The organism is Aquisalimonas sp. 2447 (assembly GCF_012044895.1).
GTDB lineage: Bacteria > Pseudomonadota > Gammaproteobacteria > Nitrococcales > Aquisalimonadaceae > Aquisalimonas.
The window spans coordinates 1,131,822-1,144,033 of record NZ_CP050695.1; the positions used below are offsets into that span (position 1 = coordinate 1,131,822).

13 protein-coding genes are annotated in these 12,212 nt (G+C 63.8%); 6 read left to right on the forward strand and 7 right to left on the reverse strand.

The genetic code is table 11. From position 1 onward, the window contains the following. The first annotated feature begins 344 nt into the window (after window positions 1-344). The 3 genes from dctP to KU884_RS05240 all read left to right on the forward strand — a co-directional run bounded on the left by dctP (window position 345) and on the right by KU884_RS05240 (window position 3,365). Window positions 345-1,382 carry a TRAP transporter substrate-binding protein DctP gene (gene dctP / locus KU884_RS05230; RefSeq protein WP_217351420.1) on the forward strand — a complete coding sequence of 346 codons (1,038 nt, stop codon included), beginning with the start codon at window positions 345-347 and terminating at the stop codon, window positions 1,380-1,382. Between the two features lie 118 nt (window positions 1,383-1,500). After that, window positions 1,501-2,055 carry a TRAP transporter small permease subunit gene (locus KU884_RS05235; protein WP_167781626.1) on the forward strand — a complete coding sequence of 185 codons (555 nt, stop codon included), beginning with the start codon at window positions 1,501-1,503 and terminating at the stop codon, window positions 2,053-2,055. Beyond that, the gene (locus KU884_RS05240) at window positions 2,052-3,365 is read left to right on the forward strand and encodes a TRAP transporter large permease subunit (protein ID WP_167781627.1); all 1,314 of its coding nucleotides are present in this window, start codon (window positions 2,052-2,054) and stop codon (window positions 3,363-3,365) included. The genes KU884_RS05235 and KU884_RS05240 overlap by 4 nt, the downstream gene beginning before the upstream one ends. Window positions 3,366-3,393: 28 nt before the next feature. Here the strand turns inward: KU884_RS05240 and KU884_RS05245 are convergent, their stop codons facing one another. Beyond that, a complete protein-coding gene (locus tag KU884_RS05245; protein ID WP_167781628.1) occupies window positions 3,394-4,824 on the reverse strand; it encodes a 1-acyl-sn-glycerol-3-phosphate acyltransferase in 1,431 nt (476 codons plus the stop codon). Window positions 4,825-5,086: 262 nt separating this feature from the next. Here KU884_RS05245 and KU884_RS05250 point away from each other — a divergent pair, with 262 nt between their 5' ends. Together KU884_RS05250 and KU884_RS05255 are read left to right on the forward strand one after the other, a co-directional pair. Further along, window positions 5,087-5,290, forward strand: a complete 204-nt coding sequence (locus tag KU884_RS05250) for a cold-shock protein (protein ID WP_167781629.1) — start codon at window positions 5,087-5,089, stop codon at window positions 5,288-5,290. 203 nt (window positions 5,291-5,493) lie between these two features. Further along, complete coding sequence (locus tag KU884_RS05255) at window positions 5,494-6,087, forward strand: TetR/AcrR family transcriptional regulator (RefSeq protein ID WP_167781630.1); 594 nt, start codon at window positions 5,494-5,496, stop codon at window positions 6,085-6,087. A gap of 47 nt (window positions 6,088-6,134) precedes the next feature. Here KU884_RS05255 and KU884_RS05260 read toward each other — a convergent pair whose 3' ends face one another. From KU884_RS05260 to KU884_RS05285, 6 genes are all read right to left on the reverse strand, one after another. Then, window positions 6,135-6,539 carry a globin gene (locus KU884_RS05260; protein WP_167781631.1) on the reverse strand — a complete coding sequence of 135 codons (405 nt, stop codon included), beginning with the start codon at window positions 6,537-6,539 and terminating at the stop codon, window positions 6,135-6,137. Between the two features lie 116 nt (window positions 6,540-6,655). Then, entirely contained in the window at window positions 6,656-7,432 is a 777-nt protein-coding gene (locus tag KU884_RS05265) for a ferredoxin--NADP reductase (RefSeq protein WP_167781632.1), read from the reverse strand. 292 nt (window positions 7,433-7,724) lie between these two features. Beyond that, window positions 7,725-8,135 carry a hypothetical protein gene (locus KU884_RS05270; protein ID WP_167781633.1) on the reverse strand — a complete coding sequence of 137 codons (411 nt, stop codon included), beginning with the start codon at window positions 8,133-8,135 and terminating at the stop codon, window positions 7,725-7,727. Window positions 8,136-8,154: 19 nt separating this feature from the next. After that, window positions 8,155-9,531 (reverse strand): MATE family efflux transporter, encoded by a 1,377-nt coding sequence (locus KU884_RS05275; RefSeq protein ID WP_167781634.1) that lies wholly within the window; start codon window positions 9,529-9,531, stop codon window positions 8,155-8,157. Between the two features lie 52 nt (window positions 9,532-9,583). Further along, window positions 9,584-10,087 carry a hypothetical protein gene (locus KU884_RS05280; protein WP_254432180.1) on the reverse strand — a complete coding sequence of 168 codons (504 nt, stop codon included), beginning with the start codon at window positions 10,085-10,087 and terminating at the stop codon, window positions 9,584-9,586. After that, window positions 10,084-10,635 carry a permease gene (locus KU884_RS05285; protein WP_254432181.1) on the reverse strand — a complete coding sequence of 184 codons (552 nt, stop codon included), beginning with the start codon at window positions 10,633-10,635 and terminating at the stop codon, window positions 10,084-10,086. Before KU884_RS05285 ends, KU884_RS05280 begins: the two co-directional genes overlap by 4 nt. Window positions 10,636-10,738: 103 nt before the next feature. Between KU884_RS05285 and KU884_RS05290 the strand changes: the two genes are divergently transcribed. After that, complete coding sequence (locus KU884_RS05290) at window positions 10,739-12,205, forward strand: amidase (protein WP_167781635.1); 1,467 nt, start codon at window positions 10,739-10,741, stop codon at window positions 12,203-12,205. The last annotated feature ends 7 nt before the right edge of the window (window positions 12,206-12,212 follow it).

Here is a 12,212-nt window from a genome sequence, read left to right on the forward strand (position 1 = left end):
TCGTTTCGCTGACGTCCGCCGCAGGTATTTCGAAGTGAAACGCCATGATTGGGCTCGAATTTCACAGTTTCCAGGTCCATCGAAAGCCGTGTAACGCTGTGATGATTGTCTGCAATGATGCTGCCAAACAGCATCGCCGTATCATGGCTTGCGTGTCAGTTTATCCGATTGGTCAGTAGGTTGGGGTTTTCGCAATGCGGACAGCAATAGCCGTAAACGGTGGCACGATCGCGGTGTTGACAGGGGGGGTGCGAAATGTACGCTGGATAACGGCCATACAAATAACAGAAGCCGCCGCGGGATTCGCCCGCGACCAACCAAGTAAGCCAACGGAGGAGAACGCCGTGAAACAGTCCTTCAAGTTCAGTTTGTCCATCGCCACTGCCGGCTTCCTGGCAGCCTCGGTCATGCCTGCGCAGGTCATGGCCGACGACACCATAACCTGGCGGGTTCAGTCCCACTGGCCGAGCGCCAGCAGTTCCTACGGGGACAGCCTCGAGACACTTCGGGATTTGCTCGACGAGCGGACGGACGGCCGCTTGCAACTGGAACTCCACGAAGCCGGCTCGCTGTTCGGCCACGACGAGATCTTCAGTGCCGTGAGTCGTGGTGTTCTGGATATGGGGACCATCTCGCCCGCCTACGAACGGGATCGGTTGTCCCTGGCCGGTATCGTCTACGGCCTGCCCAACGCATTCCAGGACACCTGGGAGGCGGCCTATTACTACAAGCAGATGGGCATCGAGGAGATGATCCAGGAAGAGGCGGCAGAGTATGACGTCTTCTATGCCATCGAGAAGGTCTATCCCACGGAGATGGTGCTCACCGAGATTCCCGAATCCGTGGACGACTACGAGGGCATGAACATTCGCTCCTCCGGCCTGTTGCAGAGCTACCTCTCGGAAACGGGTGCTGCGGCGTCGATGATCCCCGGCGAGGAGCTGTACCAGTCCCTGCAGACCGGCGTGGTTGATGGCGCGCACTGGGGTGCGGTTCAGGGCGCTCTGAGCATGTCTCTCTACGAGGTGGCGCCCTACCATGTGCGCCCGCCGCTGAACATCGGCGGTATCGATGCCTACGTCATCAGTGAGGACTCCCTGGAAGAACTGCCGGAGGACATCCGCGAGACGGTGAAGAACACCATCGAGGAACAGTTCTGGCGCCGTACCAACGAGTACATCTATCTGGAGGAGCGCGCTCTGGCCATGGCCAAGGCCGAGCACGGCGTGGAAGTGATCGAACTGCCGGACGAGGTCCAGCAGCGCATGCTCGAAACCGCCGAAACCATGTGGGAAGAAGAGGCGGACGAGAGCGAAATGGCTGCCGAGGCCGTGGAGATCATGCGTGAGCTTCTGACCGAGCTGGGCCATCTGGACGGCTGATCACCGGTGTCTGGCCCGGCGTTTGCCAGGCCGCAAGCAACGACGCGGGCGGGCCTGACCGGCTCGCCCGCGTCGTTTACACAGGTCCCCGACGAACCCTGCAGTAGACGGAGTTGCCATGACAGCCCTGCGCATGCTTCTGCGAGGCATTACCTGGTTCAATGAATGGCTGGGTCGGGCCGTGCTGGCCTACCTGGTCCTGGTGATGTTCGCGCTGTTGTTCATCGAAGTGAACATGCGCTATGTGTTCAACGCGCCGACGGTCTGGACCGGCGAGCTCACGCAGATGCTCTTCGGTGCCTACGCCATTCTCGCCGGCGCCTACATCATGACCCAGCGGGCCCACGTCAACGTCGACATCTTCTACAGCCGTTTCCCCCGGCGCGTGCAGGCCGGTGTCGATATTCTGACTTCGGTCCTCTTCTTTGCCTTCGTGCTGGTGCTTGTCACCGAGGGCTACTCGATGGCCGCGGACTCCGTCAGCCGTTGGGAGACGTCGCGGTCCGCCTGGGATCCCCCTCTGTGGCCAGTGAAAGTGGCCATCCCCGTGGGTGCGGGGCTGCTGCTGCTGCAAGGCACGGTGAAACTGATCCGGGACTTTCTGGTGCTGTTCAATCTGGACAACGATGAGGATATTGCGCATGCCGGCGACGGTGGGGGAGATCAGCTATGAGCGTTGAAATGGTCACGCTGCTGTTCTTCGGCTCCCTGCTGTTCTTCCTTTTCCTCGGCGTGCCGCTGGCCTTCGTGCTGGGCGGCGTTTCCGTCGTCTTCCTGTACTTCAGCTGGGGGCCGGAGGCTTTCTACATGGTGGCGTCCAACATGTGGAGCACCATGAACAGCTTCACGTTGATCGCCATCCCGCTATTCATATTCATGGCCATGATTCTCGAGCGCTCGGGGGTCGCCCGGGATCTTTATCACATGATGCACCTGTGGTGGGCGGGGGTGCGTGGTGGCCTGGCTATCGGTACCGTTGGCATCTGCGCCATCTTCGCGGCCATGTGCGGTATCAGCGGTGCCGCGGTGACCAGCATGGGCACCATTGCCCTACCCAACATGCTCGAGCGCAAGTATGACAAGGAGATGGCGCTGGGCGCCATCAATGCCGGCGGGGGCTGGGGAATCCTGATCCCGCCGAGCATCATCATGATCCTCTATGCGCTGATTACTGGTGTCTCCGTCGGGGCCCTGTTTGCGGCCGGCATCGTCCCGGGGCTGCTGTTGATGGTCCTGGTGTCGCTGTATATCGGCATCCGGTGCTATTTCCAGCCGCATATGGGGCCGGCGTTACCGAAGGACGAGCGGGGAAATCTGAAAGAGAAGTTCATTGCCCTGCGCTCGGTGATCCTGCCCATGTTCATCGTCGTGATCGTGCTGGGCTCCATCATCGGCGGCGTGGCCACGGCCACGGAGGCAGCGGCCATCGGCGTGTTCGGTTCCCTGGTGTCAGCGGTGGTGTATCGCAGGTTCAGCTGGGCGATGATCAAGGAGGCGAGCATTCGCACACTGCGGCTGACAGGCATGATCATGTGGATCCTGTTCGCTGCTCACGCCTTCAGTACGGCGTACAACTCCATGGGTGCGCAGCCGATGATCACGGAGTTCATGATGTCCATTCCGGGCGGCGAGTGGGGCGTGTTGATCACCATCCTGGTGATTATCTTCCTCATGGCCATGGTTCTGGACCCCCTGGGAATCATGCTGATCACGCTGCCGGTGTTCCTGCCCATTGTCACCGGGTTCGGCTTTGACCCCATCTGGTTCGGCATCCTGTTCATCGTGATGATGGAGATCGGCTACATGACGCCGCCATTCGGGTTCAATCTGTTCTATCTCAAGGGTGTCGCGCCGCCGAGCGTGAGCATGGGCGACATTTACCGCTCGGTGATCCCGTATACCCTGGTGGAACTGTTCGGACTGTTCCTGATCATCATGTTCCCGGGCATCGCGCTTTGGTTGCCCGGTGTTCTGGGCGGTTAGTGTTCTGTCGCGAAGGTATCCGCCGGCTTCAGCAGTTCGCCGTGGCCGGCGGGTCCATGTGGTGGCTGACCGTGTTGGCGTAGTAACGCAGTAGTCCGCGATGGGCGTCCTCCAGGTGCATGCCGTCCTGGTGCTGGATCAGAACGCCGCGCTCGCGCAGCATGTCCACAGCCACGTCGATGGCGTAGGCTGGATCCCGGTGGGGGATGTATGGTGGATTCCGGCGGGTATCCAGTTGTTCCACCGCCTGTCGGTAAGCCTGTTCCAGGGCCTCCCGCGTCCAGGGACGGTCGGGCGCGTGCAGGAGCAGCCATGCCACCAGCGGCACCGGCAGAATCGGGACCACATCGCCGATGCGCTCCATGAGGTGGGTGACGAAGGTGCGGCTGAAGCCCATGCGCTCGCGTTGCCCCAGCCGGCGGGGATCTGTCTGGTGTTCCAGGCACCAGTCCCGCGCCGAGACCGGTATACCGAAACCCGCTGCCGCGTAGCCCATGCTCTCCGGGCGGCCGCGGAGGCGGCCGAGCAGGCTGCGTAGCAGTAGCCATGCCCCCTCGCCCATGGCGCGCACCGTCGAGCGGCGCTTGATGCTCCGGTTCGCCTCTGCCAGCAGGGTCCGGTCTTCCAGAACGCGGTCGTAGTTCAGTCCTACGGGGATGAACAGGATGTCCCGGTCGCCGCCCGGATCGAAGTCCCGCAGCATGTAGTCCACCAGGCCGGAACGCGGCTCGCGGAAGGCGCCGTCCCGGCTGAGGCCGGCTTCCGGGAACACCGCCTGGACCACGCCGCCCTCGACGGCCATTTGCACGTAGCGTTCCAGCACCCGGCGATAGAGGGCGTTCTGGGAGTTGCGGCGGACGAAATACGCGCCCATGGCGCGGATCAGTGGTTCCAGCGGCCATACCCGGGCCCACTCACCCACCGCGTAGGACAGCGCCGTCTGCTCCTCGGTGAGGTAGGCCACCAGGACATAATCCATGTTACTGCGATGGTTCATCACGAACACGACGCTGGCCTCCGGGTTCACGTCCGCCAAACCGTTATGATCCCGATAGGCGAGGCGTACGCGATAGAACATGCGGGCGATGGCGCGTGCGATGCGGTTGCCGAACCGGAAATAGAAGTACGCGTTGAAGGCCGGGACGATCTCGCGGGCATAGGTCTCCACCCGTTTCAGGGCGACGCCCCAGGGGGTGCCGTTGACCTCGCAGTAAGTACGCACCGAAGCGAGCACCCGCGGGTCGTAGGCTAGGCGGTCGATCAGTACCTCACGCTTGGTCAGGCTGAAGGTGGGCAGTTTCACATGCAGTCGCCGGTTGACCTCCTCGATGAGTCGGGTCAGCCGGCGGCGGAAGAACCAGCGCACGGTAGGCATGAGCAGTCGCGCCATGATCGCCCACAGCGTCACCAGCACCATGATGGCCAGCAGCCAGTACGGAACTTCCACCGGATCAGTCACCGCCGGTCTCTCCGGCCGTGTGGGGCGAGTGCGCGTTGCTGCAAGCCAAGGTCATGCTGTTCGTTTACCACGCACGCCCTGCGTCTTGCCAGTCCGGTGAGGCCGAGAAAAAGATTGACGGCATCTGTGCATCCTGTATTCTCCGTTCTGCAGTGTCTTTCCTGAGAGTAGTTTCGGTCGTCCCACCAGTCTGGTAGTCACACCGTACGTTCTTCAGTCCGACCTGCAACACCTAATCATGAATGAATGAGGAAACGTTACGATGATGACCGGTACCGTGAAGTGGTTCGACGACGCCAAGGGCTTTGGTTTCATTACTCCGGAAGATGGTGGCAAGGACGTGTTCGTCCATTTCTCCGCCATCAACGGCAATGGCTTCAAGAGCCTGGCCGAAGGCCAGCGGGTGGAGTTCGAGACCCAGAATACCCAGAAGGGCCTGGCGGCGGCGAACGTCACGCCTGTCTGAGCTATTCCTTCGGCGACACGGGCTTCGCCGCCACCCGGCGGGAGGCTTGCCGATGAACACAAGACCCCGCTCCGGCGGGGTTTTGTGTGTGCGGCTGCCGGCGCCGGGGTTTTTCCGATTTTGCATATGTGCCGGCCAGCGTTATTCTTCCGGAACCATGAACGCCCCGAACGATTGTTCCGGGCTTGGTAAAGAGGTGTCGCATGCCGGCGGGACGGCCACGTCAGTTTGATCCTTCGGTTGCACTGAACCAGGCGATGGAGCTTTTCTGGGCACGTGGTTACGAGGCAACCTCTCTCCAGGATCTACTGGGCGCCACGGGGCTCTCCCGCAGCAGCCTGTACCAGACGTTTGGTGGCAAGCACGACCTGTTCGCGCAGTGCCTGGAAACGTATCGGGACATGGTCGTGGCCAATATGTGGCAGCGGCTGGAGCAGGCACCCAGCGGTCGCGCATTCATCGAAGACTCCCTGCGCCGTACCCTGGCCGAACAGACGGCGCCCGGGGGGCCTCGCGGTTGCCTGGTACTGAATACGGCGAACGAGTTCGGCCACCGTGACCCCCTGGTCACCGAGCGTGTCCGCGCCGGTGTTGACAGCTTTCGTGACGTGTTTGCCGAGGCGGTACGCCGTGGTCAGGCTGACGGTAGCATCCGAAGTCCCAGGGATCCCCGCAGGCTGGCCGCATACATCGTGGCGGGAATGGGCGGGCTGCGTACGCTGGTGAAGGCCGACGAGAACCGGGATTACGTGCAGGATGCTTGCGATGTGCTGTTGCTGGCACTGGACCGCGACTGACGCCAGCCTTTCTATATCGGTGCGGCCCTTCAGGAGCTCCTTGCGGTTCAGTAGGCCCGCTGGAAATGGTCGATGATCGGGCGCATGGCCTGTTGCCATCGGTGTTCCAGCTCCGGGGTGATTTCGGGGTCGCGTTCCCGCACCGCCTGCAACAGCGTGTTCAGCCAGTACTCGTAGAGCGGTGGGCGCACCGGCGCACGTCCGCGACGGCTATGGACCTCGGCCATGCGCTCCACTTCCCGGGTCACGATGTCACTGCCGCTGGCGAACAGAATCGCCGTGGTGATGCCCCGGCGCAGGGCCCGGCGCTGGTGGCCGAAATCGGTGGTGGCGAAGATGGGCCGGATCTCTTCCGAGGAGTCCAGCAGCAGGGTGTAGAAGCGTTCGAGGAAATCACGGCGGCGCAGGCAGCGGCCGTAGCTCTGATGGATATCCTGAAACTGATCCGCCACGACTGCCTCCTTTGGGGTAGCGAAAGGAGGCGCAAGGATGCCTGCGGCAGGAGAGGTCGGTGTTGATGCAGATCAATGCGCCCCGGCCCTGATGGGCCGGGGAAGAATCGGGTGCGTTACTTCTCGACGAAGGCACGTTCGATGACATAGTCGCCGGCGACACCAATGCGCGGCGATTGCTTGAAGCCGCGTTCATCCAGCATGTTGCTGATGTCCTCGAGCATGGCCGGGCTGCCACAGATCATGGCGCGGTCGTGTTCCGGGTTCAGCGGCGGCAGCCCAATGTCCTCGAACAGTTTACCGTTCTCCACCAGGTGGGTGATGCGCCCCTGATTACGGTATTCCTCGCGGGTCACCGTCGGGTAGTAGATCAGCTTCTCGCCGATCATTTCGCCGAGAATTTCGTGATCGGGCAGTTCGTTCTCCAGGAAACCCAGGTAGGCCAGTTCGCTCTTGTAGCGGACGCCATGGATCAGCACGATCTTCTCGAACCGCTCGTACGCTTCCGGATCCTGGATCACGCTGAGGAAAGGCGCCAGGCCAGTGCCGGTGCTGAACAGGTATAGGTTCTTGCCCGGCAGCAGGTCGCTGAGCACCAGCGTACCCGTCGGCTTGCGGCTGGTGATGACCTCGTCGCCTTCCTTGATGTGCTGCAGTCGCGAGGTCAAGGCGCCATCCGGCACCTTGATGCTGAAGAACTCGAGGTGATCCTCATAGTTCGGGCTGGCGATGCTGTAGGCGCGCATGAGCTTCTTGCCGCTTTCGTCCTTCAGTCCGATCATCACGAACTGTCCGTTCTCGAAACGCAGGGACGGGTCGCGGGTCGTGCGGAAGCTGAACAGCGTATCGTTCCAGTGATGCACGTCGATCACGCGCTCTGTGGCCATGCTCATGTTGCCAGTTCCCCCTGGTCGTTCCGTGCCTGCCCCGCCTTGGGTAGGCGTCATGACTGTCTGTACCGGGCCATCGCGGCATCAGCTTGCAATCGTTTCAGTACCGGCGATGACGATTTGGGAGCAGGATAGGGCTAAAAGGAATATGTGTGAAATGGGTTATTCGAATAAGCTATAACCCGTTTCGGAATATGGCGAGTGAGGCGCTTCATTCGCGCGCAGCACCCGCCCGAACGCGCCGCATGACAGCGTTGATCATACGGCACCGCAACATTCTACTACATTTGTCGGCTCAGCGAAGCTGGATCCCGCCGCCGGGGCCCTGGCCGCCGCCCATGCCGCCAAAACCACCACCACCGCCTTGCCCGGGCGTCACGATGGATGTGGCCTGCTCACGCTGCATCTCCTCGATGCGTCGGACCATGTCTTCCAGTGCCTGATTCGCGGTCTCGGCAAACCGTTCCACGGCCTGCTCCAGACTGTCCGCCTCGATCTCGAAGGACAGGGGCAGCGCGCCACCCTGGGTCATGACCTGGGTCTGGCCGTTGTACGTCACCGGGCGTGATTCATCCCGCGTGCCGTCGGTGTGCACCGGGGTCATGCGGCGGATAGCGCCGACTTTGCCATCTGTGAAGGTTTCTTCCTGGACCAGCGCAGCGGTCTCCAGGGACATGTCCGGCATCTGGTCGGCTATGCTGCTCATGGTGTTCTCCTGCAATGGGTCAGTGACTTGGCGCCTTATCATGCCGTAACCCGGACTCCCTGCCCAACCCCTCCTGCTCCCGGGTCAACAGGCGCATCCCGTGGCGGTAGAGAAGCCACGAGGCCGTACCGGCGGCGAGATTGCCGAGCAGGGCGCCGGTGAATACGCCGGTGAGACCGAACATCCAGGCGCCGAGCCACAGCATGGGTAGGTAGCACAGGAACAGCCGAACCAGTGAGATGGCCAGTGCACGCAGGGGCAGGCCCAGCGCATTGCATACCGACACCATGATCATGCACACCCCCAGCGCGCCGTAGCTCAGCGGTACCCGGAGCAGGTAGTCCTGAAGCGTGGCAGCGACGGATTCATCCTGGGTGAGCAACCGGGAGAGCACGCCGGAGAGGGCGAGCCAGAGCAGGGCAATGGCCAGCTGCCAGACCAGTACGAAGCGGACCGCGATGCGGACCACCGTGCGTACATGGTGGAGTTCACCGGCGCCCAGAAACCGGCCCACCATGGGCGGCAGGGACATGGTCAGCGCCAGCACGACCACGATGGAAAAGAACTCCAGCCGCGTGCCGAGGCCCCAGGCGGCCACGGCGCTGGAGCCGAAACCGGCCACCAGTGCCGTGGCGAGCATGGCCGAGACCGGCGGCATGAGCTGGCTGACCATGGCGGGCCCGGTAATACCGGCAATCTGGCGCAGTGCCGGCAGCGGATTGATGCTGAGCAGGTCGAAGTGGAACAGTCGACGTCGTAGCAGGGCAGGATAGATGGCCAGTATTCCCACGGTGAACGCCGTCACCGTCGCCCACGCCGCTCCGGGGAGGCCCCAACCGAAGACGAAGATGTACAGCGGATCCAGCACCAGATTGATCAGGCTGGTGACCACCATCCACAGCCCCGGTGATCGAGTGTCGCCGTGGGCACGCATGACGCTGTAGCCGAAATACAGTACCGCCCCGCACCAGGCGCTCAGCAGCCATGGAACCCAGAAGGTACTGATCAGGGGCAGCAGCTCCGCGTCGGCCCCGATGCTGGTCACCACCGGCGCACGGACCAGCCAGAGCAGACCGCAGAGCAGGGCCACCGCCAGTGAACCGCTGATCACCACCAGGCCTCCGAGGCGACGGGCCCGCTCCGCATCGCCATTGCCCAGGGTGCGCGAGATGACCGCCGTGGTGGCAATGCCGAGCCCCACCTGGAAGCCGATGATCAGCTGCTGCATGGGCAGGGTGAAACCCAGCGCTGCCAGAGGTTCCACGCCCAGCTGCCCGATGAAGGCGCTGTCCACGAGCTGGAAGCCCAGTAGTGAAACAACGCCGAACAGCATGGGCCAGGTCATGCTGAACAGTGTCCGGCCCAGGCCGTTGCGAGTGAGGTCCTCGGTGGTCATCGCCGGGATGGTACGTCATCGGCAGTGGGTTTGCCGCCAGTGCGCATGCCCATCAGCTGATCAGCGCCTCAATGGCCAGGGTCAGGCAACCGGCGGCCGGCGCCAGCGGCACACTGGCGAGCAGCCGGAGACCGGTGAACCGCCAGCCCATCATGGGCGCCTCGAACACCAGCAGCCGGTGTACGGCAAGCACTGACCAGGCAGTGACCAGCGTGACCATCTGCGGTACGCCCATGCCCGCCTCCAGCAGCGCCAGCCCCAGGGGAAAGGCGATCATGGGGCCGCCGGGTAACAGACCACCGATGAGTGTGGCCAGCAGGATGCCGCGCAGGCCCGAGGCCTCACCCAGGATTGCCACCACCTGCTGTTCCGGAACCAGCGCCGCCAGGAAGACACCGGCCAGGAGGGCCGGCGGCAGCCTGAGCAGCAAAGGCTGCAGCTGAATCCATGCATCGGTGGCTACGTCGGCATGGTGGATGTCCGCGCGCCGGTGGGCTGCAATGGCAGTGAGCACCAGCAACAGTGCGATGGTGCCGTAGGCAATCACCGTCATCATGGCCGCTGCCACCGCGTCAGGAACACCGTGAGATAGCCCGCCAGGAACGGCAACGGCAGCGACACCAGCAGCCGCAGAAGGACGAGATCCGGTCCCAGGAACGGGAGTTCCCATACCAGCGCGCGGTTGAGGCCCAACACCGACCAGGCGGTGATGTAGGACACGCACACCGGCGTCGAAGCCCCTGCACGGTAGAGTCCGACCACCAGCGGAAACGCCGCAAAGGGGCCGCCCGGCGTGATGGCGCCAGCGGCGGTGGCGACAACGAGTCCGCGCAGGCCGCTGCGACCACCCAGCCAGTGCTCCATGGTGGCCCGCGGGATGAGCCGCTGCATATAGGCACCCACCATCAGCGCACCCAGGAGCACGGGCGTGATCCAGGCAAGCAGCCCCACTGCGCGGCCCAGCGTCTGGTTGAAGACCGCGCCGCCATGCAGCCACCAGGTGGCGCCGCCGGCGCCGAGTGCCAGCAGGGTGAAAAAGACCGTGGTCCCGTCCAGACGGCGCCAGGGCGGGACCGGATTGCGTCCGTGGTCGGGCATGGCCATGCTTGGCTGGTATCTCGTAACTCGGTTACGGGGCATGATGGAAAATGCGCAGTCTACAACAATGCCGGCTCTGCGGTCCGGGGCCGGGGACAAGGGGGAGAGCATGGAACCGGCATACTGTTCCACAACACGACTGGCGGTGATGGTTCGCGAGCGGGAAGTGACCGCTGTCGAGCTGCTGGAGTATTTCCTGGATCGTGTGGCCCGCCACGACCCGGCGCTCAATGCCGTGGTCGTCAGCGATCCGGAGTCGGCCCGTGAGCATGCGCGGGCCGCCGACGCGGCATTGGACCGCGGTGAGCTCTGGGGGCCCCTGCACGGCATTCCCATGACCGTCAAGGAAACCTACGAGCTCGTGGGGATGCCGGCAACAGCCGGTGCCCCGAAGCTGCGGGAGCACTATCCGCAACGCAATGCGGTCTCCGTGCAGCGGCTTGTTGACGCCGGCGCCGTGATTTACGGCAAGACCAACACGCCCCTGTACGCAGGGGACCTGCAGACCTATAACGAGATCTACGGCACCACCAACAATCCGTGGGACGTGACCCGCACCCCAGGCGGCTCTTCCGGCGGCTCCGCCGTCGCCCTGGCCGCGGGCTTGACCCCGCTGGAGCTGGGCAGTGATATCGGCGGTTCCATTCGCACCCCGGCTGCCTTCTGCGGGGTGTGTGGTCACAAGCCCAGCTACGGGGTGCTCTCAAGTCGTGGCCATATCCCGGGTCCGCCGGGAACGCTGGCGCGCGCCGACATCAGCGTTGCAGGGCCGCTGGCGCGCAACGTGGATGACCTGGAGCTGGCCATGGACCTGCTGACCGGGCCGGATGCCGAGGACGCGCCGGGGTGGCGGCTGGAATTGCCCGCGGCGCGGCATCGGCAGCTCAGTGAGTTCCGTGTGGGAGCCTGGCTTGATGACCCGGGCTGCGCCGTGGACGCCGAGGTGGTGCAGGTTCTGGAAGGCGTTGTGCGCAGGCTTGGCGATGCCGGCGTGAGTGTGGACAGCACTGCGCGGCCGCCGGGGGTCGATCTCCGCGAGTCCCACGAACTCTACTACCGGCTGCTGACGGCGACCATGGGCCGGGGGCTGCCGGAGAAGGTCTTCACCGGCATGCTGCGCCAGGCGGAGACGGCTGCCCCGGATGCCGCCACGGCGGACGACTACCCGTCGATATTTGCCCTGGGCGCTACCCAGCGCCATGCCCAGTGGCTCGGGCTCAACGAGCGGCGCCAGCACCTGCGGGCGGCCTGGCAGACGCTGTTCCGGGACATCGACGTGCTGCTCTGCCCCGTGATCCACACCCGGCCGTTCCCTCACGACCACACCCAGCCCATGGCCGAGCGTCGGCTGGTGGTCAACGGCGAGGATCGCCCCTACATGGATGTGCTGGTCTGGGCCGGGCTCATCGGTGTGGCCTACCTGCCGTCGACGGTGGTGCCGGTGGGACAGACCGCGGACGGCCTGCCGGTGGGTATCCAGGTGGTCGGCCCCTACCTGGAGGACTACACCAGCCTCGCCTTCGCCCGGCACCTGGAAGCGTTGTTCGGCGGTTTCCGTGCCCCGCCCGGGCTCTGAGCGGGGC

Coding starts and splice junctions, on each gene's coding strand:
- KU884_RS05235 (WP_167781626.1), top strand. CDS start 1,501: ATGACAGCCCTGCGCATGCTTCTGCGAGGCATTACCTGGTTCAATGAA.
- KU884_RS05240 (WP_167781627.1), top strand. CDS start 2,052: ATGAGCGTTGAAATGGTCACGCTGCTGTTCTTCGGCTCCCTGCTGTTC.
- KU884_RS05250 (WP_167781629.1), top strand. CDS start 5,087: ATGATGACCGGTACCGTGAAGTGGTTCGACGACGCCAAGGGCTTTGGT.
- KU884_RS05255 (WP_167781630.1), top strand. CDS start 5,494: ATGCCGGCGGGACGGCCACGTCAGTTTGATCCTTCGGTTGCACTGAAC.
- KU884_RS05265 (WP_167781632.1), bottom strand. CDS start 7,432: ATGAGCATGGCCACAGAGCGCGTGATCGACGTGCATCACTGGAACGAT.
- KU884_RS05270 (WP_167781633.1), bottom strand. CDS start 8,135: ATGAGCAGCATAGCCGACCAGATGCCGGACATGTCCCTGGAGACCGCT.
- KU884_RS05275 (WP_167781634.1), bottom strand. CDS start 9,531: ATGACCACCGAGGACCTCACTCGCAACGGCCTGGGCCGGACACTGTTC.
- KU884_RS05280 (WP_254432180.1), bottom strand. CDS start 10,087: ATGATGACGGTGATTGCCTACGGCACCATCGCACTGTTGCTGGTGCTC.
- KU884_RS05285 (WP_254432181.1), bottom strand. CDS start 10,635: ATGGCCATGCCCGACCACGGACGCAATCCGGTCCCGCCCTGGCGCCGT.
- KU884_RS05290 (WP_167781635.1), top strand. CDS start 10,739: ATGGAACCGGCATACTGTTCCACAACACGACTGGCGGTGATGGTTCGC.